This window comes from Nonomuraea sp. NPDC052265 (genome assembly GCF_044547985.1).
In the GTDB taxonomy this organism is placed as follows: domain Bacteria; phylum Actinomycetota; class Actinomycetes; order Streptosporangiales; family Streptosporangiaceae; genus Nonomuraea.
This window is the reverse complement of sequence record NZ_JBIUBJ010000005.1, coordinates 483,484-502,079: the sequence shown is the minus strand read 5'-3', so window position 1 is coordinate 502,079 and position 18,596 is coordinate 483,484. Positions and strand designations below refer to the sequence as shown.

The window sequence follows — 18,596 nt, the reverse complement described above, 5'->3', positions numbered from 1 at the left end:
GCTGGTCGAGACGCCACCAGACCCACTCGCCGCCACAGGGAGGTCAGCGGCCGGCCGGGCGCATCAGCCCGTGGCAGGCGATCGCCGCCGCGGCCACCACGTTGAGCGAGTCGACACCGGCGTCCATCGCGGCCGGGCTCATGGGGATGCACACCGCGTGGTCGGCCTCGTGCAGCCAGTGGGAGGACAGGCCGTCGCCCTCGGCGCCGAGCAGCAGCGCCACCCGTTCGCTCATCGCGATCCGGTCGATGGGGACCGCGCTCTGGTCGGGGGTCAGCGCCAGGCTCTGGAAGCCCGCCTTCCGCAGCTCGCCGAGGCCGGTGTACCAGTCGTCGAGCCGCGCGTACGGGATCGAGAAGACCGCGCCCATGGAGACCTTCACGGCCCGGCGGTAGAGCGGGTCGGCGCAGCGCGGCGAGAGCAGGATGCCGTCCACGCCGAGCGCGGCGGCGCAGCGGAAGATCGCGCCGACGTTGGAGTGGTCGACCAGGTCCTCCAGGACCAGCAGCCGGCGGGCGCCCTTGATCAGGGTCTCGGCCGTGGGCAGCGGCAGGCGTTGCATGGAGGCCAGCGCGCCGCGGTGGATCTGGAAGCCCGCGATGCCGGTCATCAGCTCGTCGCTCACCTCGTAGACGGTGGCGTCGCCGATGACGTCGGACAGCGACTCGTACCAGCGCCGGGTGGTCAGGACCGAGCGGATCGGGTAGCCGGCGGCGATGGCCCGCCTGATCACCTTCTCGCCCTCGGCGAGGAACAGGCCGCGCTCCGCCTCCAGGCTCTTGCGCAGCTCGACGTCCCGCAGCCGGGTGTAGTCGGCGATTCGGGGGTCGTCGGCGTCGAATACGTAGTCAGGCACCTTCCGATACTGCCATGCGCCGCCTGACCTGCCAGACGATCGCGTAGCAGGCCAGGACGGCCGAGAGGCCGACCACGGTGCCGGCGCCCGTCTTGGTGAGCACGCTCCTGAAGCCCAGCGCGGGGTTGGGCTCGTCCACCAGCGGCCACAGCAGGGCGCCGGCGACCGTGCCGAGCGCGCAGGCGGCCAGCACGGCCCACCGTACGGCGGGCGCGAGCCGCAGCCGGCCCGGCACGTCGGCCGCCTCGATCCTGGACAGGGCGCGCCACGCCCACCACACGACCACGGCCAGCCCGACGGCCGACGAGGTGTACTGCAGCACGCTGAACAGCCTGGTCGTGCCGTAGACGGGGGTGTCCGGCCAGGCGCCCCAGCGGGCCGAGGCGTAGGAGTGGGTGAAGGAGTCCCAGAACACGTGGGTGGCCGCGCCGATCACACCACCGGCCACCACCGGGAGGACCCTGAGCCGGCCCGGACGCAGCAGCGCGGCGCGGCCGGCCGGCGACGGCGGCAGCAGCGAGATCAGCGGGTCGCGCAGCACGAGGTGGAACAGCGGCAGGAGCAGCAGCACCGCGGCCAGGTCGAGGGTGAGCACGCCCTGCCAGGAGTGCCAGTCGCCGTAGACGGGCAGGAACGGCAGGAAGATCGGCAGGTCGGGGACCATCGTCCCCAGCGCGAGCGCCCACGGATCGGCGAAGCGCCGCGCCCGCTCGGAGGCCACCAGCGGCAGCACGGCGGCGATGTGACTGGGCGTGAACGGCACGATCCCTCCCCCGGACGCGATCCCCGCCATTATCCGGTGAATCTTGAACATCCTTTGCCGCCGAGGGCTTAAGGTCACCCTGGGTCATGGGTACGTTACGTAACGCTGTCGACGGCCGGATAGCCGGGAGTTCGGGGGTTCATGGTGTCTGACCAGCGGATTCATGAGCATCCGGCCGCGACGGCCGGCTGGCTGAGGGCCGCCCGCGCCGCGCGCGCACTCTCCGTGGCCACGCTCGGCTGGCTGGCCGTGGAGAGCACGCTCGGCCTGGCCGCCGGGCTGTCGGCGCACTCCGTCGCGCTGATCGGATGGGGGCTGTCGGCCTTCGCCGAGGCGGGGGCGAGCCTGATCGTGGTGTGGCGCTTCACCGGCTCCCGCACGCTCTCGCCGCACGCCGAGACCACCGCGAGGCGCGCGGTGGCGGTGAGCTTCTGGCTGCTCGCGCCCTACCTCGTCGTGCATGTCGCGCACGACCTCGACGCCGGTCACCGGGCCACGCCGACCGTGCTCGGCATCGTGGTCACGACGGTCAGCCTGGTCAGCATGCCGGCGCTGGGACTGGTCAAGCGGCGGCTGGGGGCGCGGCTGGCGTCGGCGGCGACGTCCGGGGAGGGCACCCAGAACCTGATCTGCGCCGCCATGGCGGCCGGCGTGCTGGCCGGTCTGTGGCTGAACACGCTGGGCTGGTGGTGGGTCGACCCGGCCATGGCGGTGGCCCTCGCGGCGGTCGCGGTGCGTGAGGGGACGCGTGCCTGGCGCGGTCACGCCTGCTGCCATTGAGCGCCACTCTCCGTAATAGGCGCACCAAAAGAGCGGTTTTGCCACACAGAGCCCACCGAGTATCGTTCCCGGAGTATTGCGGAGCAACTCCCGCTAGGGTCTCCGGAAGGTCTCAACACACCTAAGAGGACATCGTGGGGCGACACCGGACAGACGAGCTCGATGGCGGCTACCGAGCCCAGGAACCCCCCTCCCGCAGGCGGTCCGTCAGCGGGCGTGGCAGGGTGCTCGTACCGCTGGCCGGGGCCGTCGCCCTGGCCGTGCTCCTCGGTGTCGCGGCGTTCGTGATCTTCAACCGCGAGCACGACTGCTCGGCCGGCAAGCTGCCGCTGCGCGTCGTGGCCACCCCCGACATCCACCCCGCGCTCAGCAAGATCGCCGCCAACTACACCAAGGCCATGCACTCGATCGACAGCAAGTGCGTCGAGGTGACCGTGGCCAAGGAAGGCGCGGCCAAGACCGCGAACGGGCTGGCCGCCGGCAAGTCCGGCGCGGACGTGTGGGTGGCCGACTCCAGCCTGCTGGTGGGCAACGTCCGCAACTCCCCCGCGGGCTCGGCACTGCCGGAGCCGGCCGGCTCGGTCGCCGTCTCGCCCGTCGTGCTGGCGACCGCCAAGTCCGCCGCGGCGAAGCTGTCCGGCAGCCTCACGCCGAGCTGGGCGGGCATGATCGCGGCGGCGAACGTGGCCAACCCCGACGGGCCGGGCAGGAAGGTCCGGGTGCTGGCGCTCGACCCGCAGAAGAACTCCGCCGGGCTGGCCGCGCTGCTGGCCGCCGCCACCTCGGCCAAGGAGGCCGGGCAGAACAAGGCGCTGGTGGGCGCGCTGAAGGAGATCTCCGGCCAGCTCGCCTCCGACCCGGCGGCGCTGCTGGCCAGCCTGACGGTGAGGTCGGGCAGCAAGGTGCCGGTCGGCGTCGCCTCCGAGCAGGCCGTCTACGCCCACAACGCCAAGAAGCCCGAGGCCCCGGTGGTCGCCCTCTATCCCAAGGAGGGCACGCTCAGCCTCGACTACCCGATCACGGTCGTCACCAAGGACGCGGCGGTCCAGAAGGCGGCCACGGACTTCAGACAGGACCTCGGCACGGACGCGTCCAAGAAGATCCTGCGCGCCGCGGGCTTCCGCAGTCCCGACGGCAAGGCCGGCGACGCGCTGTCGAAGGAGAAGGGGTTCGTCCCCGACAAGCCGGAGGCGCTGCCCAGGCCCGACGCCAAGACCGTGGCCTCGATGGTGCAGACCTGGTCCCGGCTGAACCTCGGCACCCGCCTGCTCACCCTGCTCGACGTCTCCGGCACGATGGCGCTGCCCGTCCCCGGGACGAACATGACCCGGATGCAGGCCATCAACAAGATCGCCATGGAGGGGCTGGGCCTGTTCCCGGCCGACTCCGATCTGGGCCTGTGGACGTTCTCCACGCACATGGACGGACAGGGCAAGGACTGGAAGGAACTCGTCCCCGTCGGCCCGCTCGCCGAGTCGACCGACGGCGTGCTCCGCAAGCAGGCGCTGGCCAAGCAGTTCGGGCAGATCCAGGCCAAGGCCACCGGCGACACCGGGCTGAACGACACCATCAAGGCGGCCTACGGCGAGCTGACGAAGACGTACCAGGAAGACAGGATCAACACGCTGCTGATCCTCACGGACGGCGCCGGCAACGACGACCCCGACGGCGGCGTCACGAACGCCCAGATCCTGCAGTACCTGAAGAAGACCTACAACCCGAAGCGGCCGATCAGCATCCTGCTCATCGCCTTCGGCCCGGAGGCCGAGGCGGGCAGGAAGCAGATGAACACGCTGGCCAAGACGACCGGCGGCGAGGCCTACATCGCCAAGGACGTGCTCCAGGTCCGCGACTTCTTCCTCCAGGGCATGGAACGCCGGCTCTGCGCCCCCTCCTGCGACGGCTGAGCCACTCCCGTCACAGAAATCACGAGGTCATGCCTGTTGGGCATGGCCGGGGCCGCGCCGGTCAACCTGGACGATCGAGGCGGCGTCCTCTCCCGCGTGGGGGCTTCTAGCGCCCGTTCCACCCGCGGGGAGGGGAATCCGTGCCTGGATGGCCGACGGTCGGCCGCGCCGACGATCAGGAACTGGTCGACGCCCTGCGGCGGGCCGACACCGACGCTCCCGCCAACCTGTACGACTCCTACGGCGAGCGGCTCTACGACTACGCCTGCTCGCTGATCGGCGACCGGGAGGCGGCCGCGGACGCCGTGCACGACGCCCTGGTGACCGCCCAGGGGTGCGTGGAGCGGCTGAAGGAGGCCGGCCGCCTGCGCGCCTGGGTGTACGCGCTGACCCGGTTCCAGGTCCGGGCCAGGATGGCGCATCGCGCCACACCCGCCGGGGGCGTGACGCAGGCGCCGCCCGCCGGGGAGCCGGACTCCGAGCTGGCCGCGCTGGTGCGCGAGACGCGGGGCGAGCTGAGCGGGAACGAGCGCGAGATCGTCGAGCTGTCGCTGCGTCACGGCCTGACGCCGATCGAGGTCGCCTCGGTGCTGGGGCTGACCTCCCGCCAGGCCGCCACGCGGCTCGGCCGGGCCCGCGACCAGTTGGAGAACGCCGCCGCGGCGGTCGTCCTGGCGAAGACGGGCCGCGCGCACTGCCCGGACCTGTCGGCGATGGTGGACTCGTGGGAGGGGCCGCTCACGTCGTTGCTGCGGCGGCGGCTGTCGGGGCACATCGCCGGGTGCGAGGTGTGCACCGAGGGCAAGCACCGGCAGGTCTCGGCCGCGCGCCTGCTCGACCTGGTGCCGGTGGAGTTCCCGCCGCTCTCGCTGCGCCGCCGGGTGGTCGACACCTGCGTCAACCCCGAGCGCGACCAGACCAGGACGCTGATCACCGACCGCGGTGACAGCTTCGACAGGACCGGCTTCCCGGTGGTCGCCGAGCGGCGCTCGCGCCGCCGCCGTCCGCGCCGCCTCGGGCCGGTGGTGCTGGCCGGCGCGTGCGTGCTGGCCGCGACCGGGGCGGTGGTCGTGATGAACGGCGGCGACACCGCGCGGACGGCGCTCACCCTGACGCCCACGCCCGGCCTCTCCTCCGTCGAGCCGCCGGTCACGCCGGACCCGGACCCGGAGTCGGAGTCGGACCCGGAGTCGGAGTCGGAGTCGGACGACGACCTGACGCCCGAGCCCACGCCGAGCCCCAGTGAGGCGGAGACGTCCCCGGCCCCCACGCCCACGGTCCGGCCGCCCGCGCGGCGGCCCAGCGGCAGGCCGGCCGCGCCCACCGTGAGCCGCCGCAGGCCGGCGCCGGTCGCCCGGCTCGGCACGTCGTGCCCCGTCTCGATCGCGGGGGCCGCCAAGATCGGGCTGCGCGCCCGCAACGCCGCGGTCTCCTGGGTGGCGACCGCGTCACAGGGCCTGGACGTCTTCCCGGCCAGCGGTTCGGTGAAGGCGGGCGGCTCGGTGTCGATCTGGGTGACCGTCATGGACCCGAGCGCCGCGGGCCGCGGCCGGGTCTCGTTCACCTCCAACGGCGGCGCCGCCACTTGCTCATTGGCGTGGAACGCCGATCGCGCCCCGCAGTCCGATCCGCCGTCCGAGATGCCGACGACCTCTCCCGAGCCGTCCGAGATGCCGAGCGAAGGTCAGACGTCGAATGTGGACGCCGCGCCACAAGGGTGACGAACAGCTCCCCAGATAAAGCAGACATCACGGGATAAACAGGACCCTGGCTCGAACATCATAGGCCACATAGGGCATTCTGGTTAGCTTGGGGAACACGCCTGGAAACCCGGAGTCACCATGTCATGTGGCGGACGTCACAGGAGAAACTTCGCCATGCGGGTGAACCTGGACGGCTTTCCAAGCGTCGGCATTGACGTGTCCGGACACGGGTTGATCCCATGAAAATCGATCAACCATGTCTTAACCAGAAAGAGCAGGAGAGAAACAGGAGATGCTCAAGCACCGCAGAGCGCTGGCATGGCTGCTGGCGCTCGCCTGCATAGCGGGGGCCGTGGTCGCCTTGTTCGACCTCGACACCCCGCTGCGCCCGTTCTTGATCTCCTTGTTCCTTCTGGTGGTTCCAGGGGCCGCGGTGGTGGGACTGTTGCGCGATCGTGACCCGCTTGCCGCACTATCAGTAGGAGCCGCGGCCAGCCTCGTCCTGAACGTGCTCCTCGCCGAAGCCATGCTGCTCTTCAACGCATGGTCGCCCAGAGCCGGGGTGGCGACGGTCGCCGTGCTCGGAGGGTTCATGTACGTGCTTCGCGTGTTGTACCGGGGGAAGAACATGCAGACGGAACAGGGGGCCAGGGCAAGGTGAACATCCAGGTAGTGCGCCCGAGAGACCTCGGAGACTCCGAACGCGCCCGATGGCGCGAGCTCCAGAAGGCCGACACGAGTCTGGACAACCCGTTCCTTTCGGTCGAGTTCGCCGTCGCGATGGACCGCTTGCGTGACTACGTGAGGGTGGCGGTCATCTCCGACGGCAACCGCATCGCCGGGTTCTTCCCGTACGAGCGGCACAGCTTCGGCATCGGGAAACCGCTCGGCGGTTTCCTCACCACCTGCCACGGCCTGATCGCCGTCCCCGACCTGCGGCTCGACGCGAAGGACCTGCTGCGCGCCTGCAAGCTCAGCGTCTTCGACTTCGACCACCTGGTCGCCGGCCAGCCGACGTTCGCCCCGTACGAGGCCGACGTGCGCCCGGCCCCGGTGATGGACTTCACCGCCGGCTTCGACTCCTGGCTGGAGCAGGTCAAGGCCAACTCCCCCAAGAACCTCAAGACCGTCCGCTACAAGGAGCGCAAGTTCGGCCGGGAGCAGGGCGGGCTGCGCTTCGAGTGGAACGCGACCGATCCCGAGGTCCTGCGTACGCTCCTGGCCTGGAAGTCCGACCAGTACCGGCGCACCGGCCGGGTGGACCGGTTCGCCCAGCCGTGGATCGTCGAACTGATCGACATGATGCATGCCGAGAAGTCATCGGATTTCTCCGGCATCCTCACCATGCTTTATGCCGGGGACGTGCCCGTCGCTGGGCATTTCGGCCTCCGAACCGCCACGACGCTTGTAGGGTGGTTCCCCGCCTACGACACCGAGTACGCCCGCTACTCGCCCGGCATCGTCCACCATCTGCAGATGGCCGAGGCCGCCGCGAATGACGGGATGCACATGGTTGACATGGGCAAGGGCGGCAAGGAGTACAAAGACTGGCTCAAGAGCGGGGTCCTGTACGTTGCCGAAGGCCGCATCTCACGACCGTCCGCGACAGCGGCCGTCCACTGGATGGGCCGAACTCCTTTCAACAAAGCTCGAACAATCGTGATGGATCGACCGTCTCTCTATAGGGCGGCCGACCGTGTCCTCAAGGGCTTTGGTCGGGTGCGCACCTCGATGCAGCAGCAGCAGGAGTCACCCAATGTAGTCAAGGAACCAACGGGAGCGAGCTGAGCGCTCCTGGCACCACCCCCCGGCACCAGCACACACCCTCACTCCACAGGACCCTCAGTGCACCGCTCGTCGGCTCCGCCATTCCCGCAGCACCCGGGGATGACTCCGGGCGGTGAGCAGGGCCGGGTCCCGGAAGGATATCCCTCGCCATGAGTCCCGAGATCACCAAGCACAACGGCAAGGTCCAGAAGTCGCCCTTGCGTTCCATGCCGCCGCCTTCGAGCTTCACGCCCGTCACCCCTCACCTGGCCATTTCCCCGACGGTGAGCGTGGTCGTACCGGCGATGAACGAGGCCGAGAACCTGCCGCACGTCTTCGCGACGATCCCCCAGTGGGTCGACGAGATCGTGCTCGTCGACGGCAACTCCGTCGACGACACGGTCGAGGTCGCCAAGCGCCTGCGGCCCAACGTGAAAATCGTCACGCAGACCGGCAAGGGCAAGGGCGACGCCCTGTCCGCCGGCTTCGCCGCGTGCACCAGCGACATCATCGTCATGATCGACGCCGACGGCTCGACGGACGGCCGCGAGATCATCTCTTTCGTGGGCGCCCTCGTGACCGGGGCCGACTTCGTCAAGGGCTCGCGCTACGCCGCCGGCGGCGGCAGCGACGACCTGACGCTCAACCGGCGCCTGGGCAACAAGGTCCTCACCGGCATCGTCAACGTGATGTACAAGACCAGCTACACCGACCTGTGCTACGGCTACAACGCGTTCTGGGCGCGTCACCTCGACGTGCTCGACCTCGACTGCGACGGCTTCGAGGTCGAGACCCTGATGAACGTGCGCGCGGCCAAGGCCGGGCTGAAGGTGCACGAGGTGCCCAGCCACGAGCGCAACCGCATTCATGGCGAGAGCAACCTGCGTGCCGTACGAGATGGCTTCCGTGTGCTCAAGACGATCCTGAAGGAGTGGCGCCGCCAGCCCTCCGCCCCTCAGCCTGAGCCCACCGCCACTCCCGCCGCTGACCGAGGCGTCGCGTAAGAGGAACCGTTGTGAACACGTCTGTTGTCATCTGCGTCTACACAGAAGAGCGCTGGGAGGACATCAGGCAGGCAGTCGAGTCGGTCGAGAACCAGAGCCGCCCGGCACACGAGCTGATCCTGGTGGTCGACCACAATCCGGACCTGCACCTGAAGCTCAAGCGCGCCTATCCACAGGCCATCGTGGTGGAGAACACGCACGAGCAGGGGCTGTCCGGCGGCAAGAACACCGGCGTGGCCACGGCCACCGGTGAGATCGTCGCGTTCCTCGACGACGACGCGGTCGCCGACGCGGGATGGCTGGAGGCTTTGGAGGAGGGCTTCCAGGATTCCGGTGTGGTGGGCGTGGGCGGGCGTACCGACCCGTTGTGGGCGTCCAAGCGCCGGCCCCGCTGGTTCCCGTACGAGTTCGACTGGACGGTCGGGTGCACGTACCGCGGCATGCCCGCGGTACGCGCGCCCATCCGCAACGTCATGGGCGGCAACGCCGCCTTCCTGCGCGAGGTGGTCGCCGAGGTCGGCGGCTTCCACAGCGGCATCGGCCGCAGCGTGCAGGGCCGCAAGTCGCGCCCGCTGGGCTGCGAGGAGACCGAGTTCTGCATCAGGCTGAGCCAGCGCAAGCCGGGCTCGGTCATGCTGTTCGAGCCCCGCGCGGTCATCGGGCACAAGGTGTCCAGGCAGCGCGAGGGCTTCGCCTACTTCAGGTCCAGGTGCTACGCGGAGGGCCTGTCCAAGGCCCTGGTCACGCGGGAGGTCGGCACCCAGGACGGGCTGGCCAGCGAGCGCGCCCACGCCATGAAGACGCTGCCGCTCGGCGCGCTTCGCGGGGTGGGCGACGCCCTGCGCGGCGACCTGTCCGGACTCGGCAGGGCCGCCGCGATCGTCGTCGGCCTGGCCTGGACGACCTGGGGTTACGTGGTGGGCACGGCAAGGCTGAAGGTGGCACGCTCATGATCCGCATTCCGATCCTGATGTACCACTCGGTCAGCGACACCCCCAACGACGAGACGCGCCCGCACGCCGTCCGGCCGTCCGACCTGGCCGAGCAGCTCGCCTACCTGTCGGAGAGCGGGTTCACCTCGCTCACGCTGGGCGACCTGGTGGCCGCGCTGAACAAGATCGACGGCCGTACGGTGCCGGAGAAGCCGATCGTCCTGACCTTCGACGACGGCTACGCCGACTTCCACAGCCAGGCGCTGCCCCTGCTCGACCGCTACAACTTCCCGGCCACGGTCTTCCTGACCAGCGGCTGGGTGTCCGACGCCGGCAAGGACGCCGCGGGCCGTCCGCTCGACGACATGCTGTCGTGGGGCCAGGCCCGCGAGGCGGCCCAGAACGGCATCGAGATCGGCGGCCACAGCCACAGCCACCCGCAGCTCGACCAGCTCCGCACCGACGAGCTGCGGCAGGAGCTGCGCAGGAACAAGGGCCTGCTGGAGGAGAAGATCGGCGCGCCGGTCGCCACCATGGCCTACCCCTATGGCTACTCAAGCGCGCGGGTCCGCCACGAGGTGCGCAAGGCCGGCTACTTCGCCGCCTGCGCCGTGAGCAACACGATCGCGGCCGACCGCCACGACATGCTCGCCATCCCCCGGCTGACGGTCGGCAAGCCGACGACCATCAGCATGTTCAGGCGCGCCGTCGAAGGCAACGCCGTACCTCTCATCTACCTGCGCGAACGCATCCTCACCAAGGGGTACGCGGTCGTCCGGCGGACGAGGTACGGGCTGCAGCGGGTGCGCGGAAATGTCTAGCCTTCGGGAAAAGATCCTCCGCGACCTCAGCAATCCGCTCTTCCGCCAGGGTTACGCCCTGATGGCCAACACGGTCGTCACGGGCACCCTCGGCATGGGCTACTGGCTGCTCGCGGCGCACTTCTACACCCCTGAGGAGTTCGGGCGCGGCCAGGCGGTGATCACCGCGATGCGGCTGTTCGCGTCGCTGACCGCGCTGGGCTTCGTGGGGGCGCTGGCCCGCTTCCTGCCGGTGGCCGGGCGGCGCACTCCCGAGCTCATCCTGCGCGGCTACGGCCTGGCCGCCGCCACGGGTGGGGTCGCGGCGCTCGGCTTCCTGCTGACGCTGCCGCTGTGGGGGAAGACGTACTCGGTGCTGGCCGGGTTCGGGCCGGGGCTGTTCTTCCTGGCCTCGGTGCTGGTGTGGGCCGTCTTCACGCTCCAGGACGTCGTGCTGACCGGCTTGCGCAAGGCCACCTGGGTCCCGGTCAACAACCTGGTGTTCGGCCTGGTCAAGATGGGCCTGCTGGTCGCGCTGGCCAGTGCGCTGCCCGACGGCGGGATCTTCGTCTCGTGGATGATCCCGACCGCGCTCGCGCTGATCCCGGTCAACTGGCTGATCTTCGGCGTCGTGGTGCCCCGCCACGTCAAGAGCCTCGGCGCCACCCACGAGCCGCCCGGACTACGGCAGATCGGCCGGTTCCTGGCCGGTGACTTCCCCGGGACGCTGTCGATCCTGGCGATCGTCTACCTGGTGCCCGTGGTCGTGGCGACCAAGGTGGGCGAGGCCACGTTCGGGCGCTTCTCGATGGCCCACACCCTGGCCAGCATGATCGAGCTGCTGGCCATGAACATGGCGGTGTCGCTGACGGTCGAGGGTTCTTTCGATCGTTCCAAACTGGCCCTGAACTGCCGGCGGGCGCTGCGGCGCGGTTTCATGATCGTGACCCCGATCATCGTGGTGGCGATCCTGGGGGCGCCGCTGATCCTGACCGTCTTCGGCGCCGAGTTCGCCGACGAGGGGTCCACGCTGCTGCGGCTGATGGCGCTGGCCGTGCTGCCGCGGGTGCTGATCGAGGTGTACCTGAGCGCGCTGCGGGCACAGAGCCACGCGCGCACGCTGGCGCTGGTGCAGATCGGGCTGGCGGTGCTGGTGCTGGTGTCCACGGTGGCGCTTTTCCCGCACTTCGGGGTGAACGCGGTCGGTTACGGGCTGCTCTTCAGTGAGCTGCTGGTAGCACTTTTGATCTTCGGAAATCTACGCAAAATTCTCAATTTTGGTGAAACTGGGCAGCCGACTGTCACTCAGGGGTCGTCCGGGGCCGCATGATGGTCAACGTGAGGCAACGGGACGGCGATGGCATGACTAAGGGGAAAACCGGCTCTTCCGACGTTCGCAAGGACGCCGGGGAGGAGACAGAGGCTCCCTTCGATCCGGAGGCCACGGGGGTGATCCCGCGGCTGACGTTCGACGGTGATCAGGAGGGCACGTCCGGCGAGGACGCTGCCGGCTCTTCGGATTCCGCTGATTCCCCGCCCGAGGTAAACGCCGACACGACGACGGCCTTCCGCATCCCCGGAACCGTGCACATCGGCCACCCTCCCACGACTGACGAGCCTTCTTCCGGGCCCCTTCAGGCGTTCGCGGAGCGTGGCGCGGAGGTGCAGCCGAAGACCGCTGGGCCCAACGCGTTCACCGCGCGGGCGCCGCACGCGCCGGACGCGTCCCCGGAGACATCCCCCGGAGGCCCGGCTTCCGGTGGAGCGGCCGCCGGTGGAGCGGCTTCCGATGGCCCGGTTTCAGGTGGCGCGGCTTCGGGTGGCGCGGCTTCGGGTGGCGCGGCTTCGGGTGGCGCGGCTTCGGCGTCGAAGGGCTCGCCGACGGCTGGGACCATGCCGATACCCACCACCGGCTCCTCTCAGGCTCCCGCCTCCCAGGCCGTCAAGAGCCCGGCTCCCACGGCCCCCGACGCCGGTGACGCCCCCGGCAAGGGCACAGCGGATTCGGACGCGGCGAGCCCGACGGCGTCCCCGACGGCGTCCCCGAGCACAGCGGCCCCGAAGGGCGCGAGCACGGCTGGTACGGCCCGTCCGGGCACCGCTGATGCGGCGGGTGAAGGCCCGTCGGGCGTATCCGGTGTGTCCGGTGGGACCGGTGGGACCGGCGCCAAGGCGCCCGATGCCAAGACGGCCGGTGCCAGTGGGGCCGGCGCCAAGGTGGCCGGTGCCAGTGGGGCCGGCGCCAAGGTGGCCGGTGCGAGTGGGGCCGGTGCCAAGGTGGGCGGTGCTGGCGGGGCTGCCGCCGAGGTGGGCCGTGGCGGTGAGGCCGATGGCGATGGGGCCGGGGACGTTGACGACAGGACCGTCGCGTTCCGGGCGCCCGCTTCCAGGGCGGTCAGTGCCGGTGCGGCGGGGGTTGGGGCTCCGGTCGTCGAGCGGGCCGACGTGGCTTCCGGCAAGGGGCAGGTCGCGGAAGGTGCGCGGGGCGGGGAAGGCGCGCCCGTGGCCGAGGCGCAGAAGGGCAGGGTCGCCGGAGGGCGGGTCGGGGCGCTGATCGCCAGTGCGCCCAAGTGGCTGCCCCTCGTCCTCGTGCTTGAGGGCCTGCTCATGTACATTCTCGCCCTGCGCGTGCCCCCGGGCCCGCTGCGGGGTGTGGACCCGGCGAACATCAACGGCCTGGGCCTGATCTCGGCGCTGCCGGCGACGGCGTTCATCGCCATCCTGATCATGATCGTGTCGTTCTTCGTCACGGTCGCCCAGAGCACCGACCGCAAGTTCCTGCTGCTGTTCCAGATCGCCGCCATCACGTTCGCCCTGCACGGCGCGGGCGCGCTGGTGGCCAGCGAGCCGCGATTCCCCACGGCGTACATCCATGCCGGGTTCGTGGAGTTCATCTCCAGGACGGGCGAGACGGCGATCAGCATCGACGCCCGCATGGGCTGGCCGGGCTTCTTCGCGTTGTTCGCGTTCGTCACCAAGGCCGCCGGCATCACCGACATGACGACGATCCTGCAATGGACGCCGTTGCTGTCGAACCTGCTCTATCTGCTCCCGTTCGTCCTGATCCTGCGTCAGGTGGTGGCGACGACGCGGGCCCGCTGGTTCGCGGCGCTGCTGTTCATCCTCGTGCAGTGGATCGGGCAGGACTACTTCTCTCCGCAGGGGTTCACGTTCGCCCTGTATCTGGCGTTCGTGGCGATCCTGTTGCGGTGGTTCGGACGGGTGGAGCCGCGTACGAAGCCGGTGCCGCCCAAGGGGCTGCGCAAGCTGCTCGGCAAGCTCGACGCGATGACACCCGGCGAGATCGTGAACACCGGCACCTACCGGGCCGACAAGCTGCTGATGCTGCTGATGCTGCTGGCGCTGTTCTTCGCGTCGGTGGCCTCGCACCAGATCACGCCGTTCATGATGATGGGCGTGGTGACGGCGTTCCTGATCTTCAAGCGGACCTCGCTAACGTGGGCGCTGCCGTTCTTCCTCGGGCTCGTGACGCTGGCGTGGATCAGCTACATGACGGTGGGGTTCTGGGCGGGCCAGATCGACGCGATCTTCGGCGGTCTGGGCAAGATCCTGCAGAACATCGGCAGCGCCACCTCCGACCGCGTCGAGGGCAGCGACCCCGCGCACGCGATGGTGCTGCAGGCGCGGCTCGGCATCCTCGGGGTCATCCTCTCGCTGGCGGCGGCCGGGCTGTTCCGGCGGCTGCGGCGCGGGGTGTTCGACCGGTCCGCGCTGATCCTGCTGTGCGTGCCGGTGCTGGCGCTGGGGCTGCAGAGCTACGGCGGCGAGATCGGGCTGCGCATCTACATGTTCGCGCTGCCGGGCTCCTGTCTGCTGGCCGCGTACGCGTTCTTCCCGAACCTGCCGGCCGACAGCGCGGACGTGCGCGAGGAGACCGTGCCGCTGCGCAGGCGGAACGTGCGTTTCAACCCCGAGCTGACCAGAAAGATCTCGGTCGTGCTCGCGGCCTGCTTCGCGGTGCTGTTCGCGTTCGCGTTCCTGCTGGCCCGGTACGGCAACGAGAAGTTCGAACGGGTCACCACCGGCGAGGTGGCCGCCCTGCACTACGTGTACGACCACGACAAGCCGAGCGCCAAGGTGCTCTACCTGGTGCCCAAGGAGGGCCCGGAGGTCACGCCGACCCTTCCGTGGGGCGAACGGGACGTCGAGCTGGTCAACTTCGGCGTGCAGGCGCTGGTGCACAAGGACCCGACGCAGATCTCCGACGCGGTGGCCAAGCTGAAGGAGCAGCCGCGCAACTCGTACCTGATGGTGAGCCGCGGGCAGGTCAGCTACCTGCAGCTCAACGAGGGCTTCTCCGAGGACTGGGGGCAGCGGTTCCGGGCCGCGCTGGACGCCTCGCCCGACCTGAAGAAGGTCTTCTCCAACGACGACGCCGCGCTCTACACCTGGAAGAAGTTCGTGAAGGGGACGGAGATCCCCGAACCCAACCCCTACAAGGGGCGTGGCGACCCCACGTCGCCGTGGACGCCCGTCGGCATCGGGGCGCTGGTCGTGACCTGGGTGGCGCTGTTCGGCTACGAGGTCATCGGGCTGAACGGGGCGAACCGGGCGCGACGGGCGCGCCGAGGGCTGATGTGGCTGGCCATCCCGGCGTTCTTGATCTCCATAGCAGTGATCATTGAGAGATTTATCCACATCGCACTAAATAACTGAATTCACAGGAAACGCTAAGGTTTTGCGGGATGATGTACGCCTGATGAGGACACAGGAGACACTTCCCGCCATGCCCGACGCACGACTCGCGGCTGCGAGGATCACTTCTGTAGACGCCCTGCGCGGCTTCTCCCTGCTGGGGATCCTCGTCGTCAACATCGCCTTCCTGGCCTCCGGCTACCGGATGGCCGGAATGGCGGAGCCCGGCTTCGACTCCTCGCTCGACTGGGTCACGCGCTGGCTCGTGACGCTGTTCATGGAGAACAAGTTCTACCTGCTGTTCTCCTTCCTGTTCGGCTACAGCTTCACGCTCCAGCTCGACTCGGCCGTACGGCGGGGGCGGGCGTTCGTGCCGATGTTCCTGCGCCGCCTGGCCGGACTGCTGCTGATCGGCCTGGCCCACGCGGTGCTGCTGTTCCCCGGCGACATCCTGACGACGTACGCGTTCGTCGGGATCGCACTGCTGGTGCTGCGCAGGATCGGCCCCAAGACCGCGATCGTGCTGGCCGGGCTGCTGACCCTGATGCTCGCGTTCGGGTTCCTGATGCTGGCCCTGCTGGCGATGGTCGGCCTGGACGCGTCCGGCACGGTCGCCGAGGGCACCGCCGAGGCCGCCAGGTCCGACACCGCCCTCGGCGGGGTGTTCTGGCAGATCATCTCCGAGCACATGCGCAAACTGTCGCTGATCGTCCTGCTGCGCGTGCTGTTCCAGGGGCCGGCGGTGCTGGCCGCGTGCCTGATCGGGCTGGCGGTCGGCAAGCTGGGCGTGCTGCGGAACCTGTCGGAGCACAAGGTGGCGCTGCGCAGGCTGCAGTGGACCGGGTTCACGGTCGGCCTGGCCGGCGCCTTCGTCTACACGCAGTCGGCCTGGAACGGCACGGTGAACAAGTTCCTGGGCGAGGCGGTGGACCTGGTGACCGCGCCGCTGCTGGCCGCCGCGTACGCGGCCACGTTCCTGCGGGTGCTGCCGTACCTGCCGCGGGTGGGCCGGGCCCTGGCCGCCCCCGGACGGATGGCCCTGTCGAACTACCTGGGCCAGTCGCTGATCTGTTCGCTGATCTTCACCGGCTACGGCCTGGCCCTGGTGGATCGGGTCAGCCCCGCCGTCGAGGTGCTGATCGCGCTGGCCATCTTCGCCGTCCAGGTGCTCTACAGCCATTGGTGGCTCAAGGGACACCGGTACGGGCCGGTGGAGTGGGTGCTGCGCTTCCTGACGTACTGGCGCAGGCCCACGAGCGAGCGGCGCAAGGCCCGCGGCTCCGCGCAGGTCGCCTGAAACCGTCTGCCCAAACCCCCCTTGGGCGAGGTACGCTCTCACGTGTAAGGAAAACCTTTCACGTGACGGGAAATCATGACCGATGCCGGGCCGACCGGTGACGACCTGGTCGAGATGCTGGCGGCGCTGGCCAACCCCCTGCGGGTGCGCATCGTCGCGACCCTGTCCACCGGCCGCGACTACGTGAGCCATCTGGCCCGCGTGATCGGCGTCAGCCGTCCGCTCCTCCACATGCACCTGCGGCGGCTCGAAGCGGCCGGCCTGATCGTCGGCACGCTGGAGCTCTCCGAGGACGGCAAAGCCATGAAGTACTACGAAGTCACCGACTTCGACCTCCACCTCACCGCAGCGGCGCTGGCCGAGGCGGCCAAGACCCTCACCGTGCCCGACCCGGAGCCCAAGGAGCGCCCCTGATGCCCACCGCCTGGCCCGAGGTGATCTTCATCCTCGGTGTGCTGCTCGTGACCGGCTTCCTGATCTGCCTGGTCATCGTCGGCCTCTTCGACTTCCGTAAGGCGAAGCTGGAGGCCATGCAGAAGGACGACCTGCGCCGGCTGGTGCACAGGTTCGAGCAGCTCGCCGAGAACACCCTTGACGCCCAGCAGCGCTCGGCCGCCGATCTGGCCGAGCTGCGCGCCCGTACGGCGTCGATCGAGCAGATCCTCAGAACCGTCGAGTAGGAGCGTGCCATGAAGGCCATCCGTTATGCCGCCTACGGGCCGCCCGATGCCGTCATCGAGCTGCGAGAGGTCGATCCGCCGGCGGTCGGCGACGACGACGTGCTGGTCCGGGTGCGGGCGGCGGCCGTCAACCCGGGTGACTGGCACTTCGTGCGCGGCCTGCCGTACGTCATGCGGGCCGTGTCCGGGCTGCGCCGGCCCAGGTTCGGCGGGCTCGGCATGGACCTGACCGGGCGGGTCGAGGCGACCGGCCGCAACGTCACCCGGCTGAGGCCCGGCGACGAGGTGTTCGGCCACTGCCAGGGCGCCTTCGCCGAGTACGTCGCCGTCCCCCAGGACAAGGCGCTGCTGGAGAAGCCGGCCGGGCTGACGTACGAGCAGGCGGCGGCCGTGCCGTCGGCGGCGCTGACCGCCTACGAGGCCCTGGCCACCAGAGGTGGGGTCAAGCCGGGGCAGAAAGTGCTGGTCGTCGGCGCGGCGGGCGGGGTGGGGACGTTCGCGGTGCAGATCGCCAAGGCGCTGGGCGCCGAGGTGACGGGCGTGTGCAGCGGCGGCAAGGCGGAGTTGGTCGCGTCCCTGGGGGCCGACGAGATCATCGACTACACCAGGCAGGACTTCACCCACCACACCGGCCGGTACGACCTCATCCTCGACAACGTGGGCGACCGGCGCCTCTCGGACTGCCGGCGCGCCCTCACCCCTACCGGCACCTACATCCCCAACTCGGGCTCCGGCGGCGGGTCCTTCCTCGGGCCGTCCGGGCGCATCCTGCGCGTGCTCGCGGCGAAGCCGTTCGTCCGGCAGCGCATGGTCAACTTCGTCACGGCCGAGGACCGGGACGCGCTGGCCGCCGTACGCGAGCTCGTCGAGGCGGGCGAGGTCGTCCCCGTCGTCAGCCGGACGTACCGGCTGGAGGAGGTGGCTCAGGCCATCGCCCACGTCGAGCAGGGCCACGCCACGGGCAAGGTCGTCGTCACCCTCTAGGCGCTCCCAGGCGGCGCTGGGCGGAGCGGAGCATGGCCTGGACGACGATCGGGTGCACGAGACGTACCGGCCAGAAGTAGAGGCGGCCGCGCCACCCCTTCAGCCGGACCGTGGTCGTCACCCGAACGAGCCGGGCCTCGCGATCGACCCCCACGCCGCAGCGGAAGTCGAGATGCCGGTCGTCGGCCGAGATCAGCGCCTCGTCCCCCTCGACCCGGCCGACCCGGAAGATGTCGCGCGGCGCGCGCGGGATGCCGACCAGCGGCACGATCGCCTGGCGCAGCCACATGGCGGCGGCGATCCAGCGGGGCATCGACGCGATCGAGAAGACGGCCTTCGCCCAGATCCGCGGATCGTCGGTCGCGCGGGGTGGCAGCACGCCGACGATCATGTCGGCGTAGTCGGGCGCGGGGATGTCCTCCAGGGCGGACGACCAGTAACCGGGTGTTCTCATGACGCCTCCATAC

General features: G+C 69.9%; 17 protein-coding genes. 14 read left to right on the top strand and 3 right to left on the bottom strand.

The features are described from left to right. Positions 1 to 43: 43 nt before the first annotated feature. Positions 44 to 856, bottom strand: coding sequence for a TrmH family RNA methyltransferase (locus ACIHAD_RS19360; protein WP_397355849.1), 813 nt, complete (start codon positions 854 to 856; stop codon positions 44 to 46). Next, a complete protein-coding gene (locus tag ACIHAD_RS19355) occupies positions 849 to 1,619 on the bottom strand; it encodes a DUF4184 family protein (RefSeq protein ID WP_397355848.1) in 771 nt (256 codons plus the stop codon). The genes ACIHAD_RS19360 and ACIHAD_RS19355 overlap by 8 nt, the downstream gene beginning before the upstream one ends. A 141-nt stretch (positions 1,620 to 1,760) precedes the next feature. Between ACIHAD_RS19355 and ACIHAD_RS19350 the strand changes: the two genes are divergently transcribed. The 14 genes from ACIHAD_RS19350 (at position 1,761) to ACIHAD_RS19285 (ending at position 18,129) form a co-directional block, all read left to right on the top strand. Beyond that, positions 1,761 to 2,399, top strand: coding sequence for a hypothetical protein (locus ACIHAD_RS19350; RefSeq protein WP_397355847.1), 639 nt, complete (start codon positions 1,761 to 1,763; stop codon positions 2,397 to 2,399). A gap of 224 nt (positions 2,400 to 2,623) precedes the next feature. Continuing rightward, positions 2,624 to 4,306 carry a substrate-binding and VWA domain-containing protein gene (locus tag ACIHAD_RS19345; RefSeq protein ID WP_397355846.1) on the top strand — a complete coding sequence of 561 codons (1,683 nt, stop codon included), beginning with the start codon at positions 2,624 to 2,626 and terminating at the stop codon, positions 4,304 to 4,306. Positions 4,307 to 4,446: 140 nt separating this feature from the next. Further along, positions 4,447 to 6,027, top strand: a complete 1,581-nt coding sequence (locus ACIHAD_RS19340; protein ID WP_397355845.1) for a sigma factor — start codon at positions 4,447 to 4,449, stop codon at positions 6,025 to 6,027. 274 nt (positions 6,028 to 6,301) lie between these two features. Further along, entirely contained in the window at positions 6,302 to 6,670 is a 369-nt protein-coding gene (locus tag ACIHAD_RS19335; protein WP_357699284.1) for a hypothetical protein, read from the top strand. Positions 6,671 to 6,681: 11 nt separating this feature from the next. Further along, complete coding sequence (locus tag ACIHAD_RS19330) at positions 6,682 to 7,797, top strand: GNAT family N-acetyltransferase (RefSeq protein WP_397355844.1); 1,116 nt, start codon at positions 6,682 to 6,684, stop codon at positions 7,795 to 7,797. Between the two features lie 149 nt (positions 7,798 to 7,946). Continuing rightward, positions 7,947 to 8,780 (top strand): glycosyltransferase family 2 protein, encoded by an 834-nt coding sequence (locus tag ACIHAD_RS19325; protein ID WP_357978338.1) that lies wholly within the window; start codon positions 7,947 to 7,949, stop codon positions 8,778 to 8,780. A gap of 11 nt (positions 8,781 to 8,791) precedes the next feature. Beyond that, positions 8,792 to 9,733, top strand: coding sequence for a glycosyltransferase family 2 protein (locus tag ACIHAD_RS19320; protein ID WP_397355843.1), 942 nt, complete (start codon positions 8,792 to 8,794; stop codon positions 9,731 to 9,733). Then, a complete protein-coding gene (locus tag ACIHAD_RS19315; protein ID WP_397355842.1) occupies positions 9,730 to 10,533 on the top strand; it encodes a polysaccharide deacetylase family protein in 804 nt (267 codons plus the stop codon). The genes ACIHAD_RS19320 and ACIHAD_RS19315 overlap by 4 nt, the downstream gene beginning before the upstream one ends. After that, positions 10,526 to 11,842 carry a lipopolysaccharide biosynthesis protein gene (locus ACIHAD_RS19310; protein ID WP_397355841.1) on the top strand — a complete coding sequence of 439 codons (1,317 nt, stop codon included), beginning with the start codon at positions 10,526 to 10,528 and terminating at the stop codon, positions 11,840 to 11,842. The genes ACIHAD_RS19315 and ACIHAD_RS19310 overlap by 8 nt, the downstream gene beginning before the upstream one ends. A 1,172-nt stretch (positions 11,843 to 13,014) precedes the next feature. Continuing rightward, on the top strand, positions 13,015 to 15,189 hold the full coding sequence (locus ACIHAD_RS19305) for a hypothetical protein (protein ID WP_397355840.1): 2,175 nt from the start codon (positions 13,015 to 13,017) through the stop codon (positions 15,187 to 15,189). Positions 15,190 to 15,259: 70 nt separating this feature from the next. Beyond that, positions 15,260 to 16,465 carry a DUF418 domain-containing protein gene (locus tag ACIHAD_RS19300; RefSeq protein WP_397355839.1) on the top strand — a complete coding sequence of 402 codons (1,206 nt, stop codon included), beginning with the start codon at positions 15,260 to 15,262 and terminating at the stop codon, positions 16,463 to 16,465. A 75-nt stretch (positions 16,466 to 16,540) separates the two neighbouring features. Continuing rightward, positions 16,541 to 16,879: an ArsR/SmtB family transcription factor gene (locus ACIHAD_RS19295; protein WP_397355838.1), complete on the top strand. Its 339-nt coding sequence runs from the start codon at positions 16,541 to 16,543 to the stop codon at positions 16,877 to 16,879. Continuing rightward, positions 16,879 to 17,145, top strand: coding sequence for a hypothetical protein (locus tag ACIHAD_RS19290; protein WP_357699267.1), 267 nt, complete (start codon positions 16,879 to 16,881; stop codon positions 17,143 to 17,145). The genes ACIHAD_RS19295 and ACIHAD_RS19290 overlap by 1 nt, the downstream gene beginning before the upstream one ends. A 9-nt stretch (positions 17,146 to 17,154) precedes the next feature. After that, positions 17,155 to 18,129: an NAD(P)-dependent alcohol dehydrogenase gene (locus tag ACIHAD_RS19285; RefSeq protein ID WP_397355837.1), complete on the top strand. Its 975-nt coding sequence runs from the start codon at positions 17,155 to 17,157 to the stop codon at positions 18,127 to 18,129. Here ACIHAD_RS19285 and ACIHAD_RS19280 read toward each other — a convergent pair. Continuing rightward, complete coding sequence (locus ACIHAD_RS19280) at positions 18,119 to 18,583, bottom strand: DUF2867 domain-containing protein (protein ID WP_397355836.1); 465 nt, start codon at positions 18,581 to 18,583, stop codon at positions 18,119 to 18,121. The genes ACIHAD_RS19285 and ACIHAD_RS19280 overlap by 11 nt on opposite strands. Positions 18,584 to 18,596 lie beyond the last annotated feature (13 nt).

Coding starts and splice junctions, on each gene's coding strand:
- ACIHAD_RS19350 (WP_397355847.1), top strand. CDS start 1,761: ATGGTGTCTGACCAGCGGATTCATGAGCATCCGGCCGCGACGGCCGGC.
- ACIHAD_RS19335 (WP_357699284.1), top strand. CDS start 6,302: ATGCTCAAGCACCGCAGAGCGCTGGCATGGCTGCTGGCGCTCGCCTGC.
- ACIHAD_RS19325 (WP_357978338.1), top strand. CDS start 7,947: ATGAGTCCCGAGATCACCAAGCACAACGGCAAGGTCCAGAAGTCGCCC.
- ACIHAD_RS19315 (WP_397355842.1), top strand. CDS start 9,730: ATGATCCGCATTCCGATCCTGATGTACCACTCGGTCAGCGACACCCCC.
- ACIHAD_RS19310 (WP_397355841.1), top strand. CDS start 10,526: ATGTCTAGCCTTCGGGAAAAGATCCTCCGCGACCTCAGCAATCCGCTC.
- ACIHAD_RS19300 (WP_397355839.1), top strand. CDS start 15,260: ATGCCCGACGCACGACTCGCGGCTGCGAGGATCACTTCTGTAGACGCC.
- ACIHAD_RS19295 (WP_397355838.1), top strand. CDS start 16,541: ATGACCGATGCCGGGCCGACCGGTGACGACCTGGTCGAGATGCTGGCG.
- ACIHAD_RS19290 (WP_357699267.1), top strand. CDS start 16,879: ATGCCCACCGCCTGGCCCGAGGTGATCTTCATCCTCGGTGTGCTGCTC.
- ACIHAD_RS19285 (WP_397355837.1), top strand. CDS start 17,155: ATGAAGGCCATCCGTTATGCCGCCTACGGGCCGCCCGATGCCGTCATC.
- ACIHAD_RS19280 (WP_397355836.1), bottom strand. CDS start 18,583: ATGAGAACACCCGGTTACTGGTCGTCCGCCCTGGAGGACATCCCCGCG.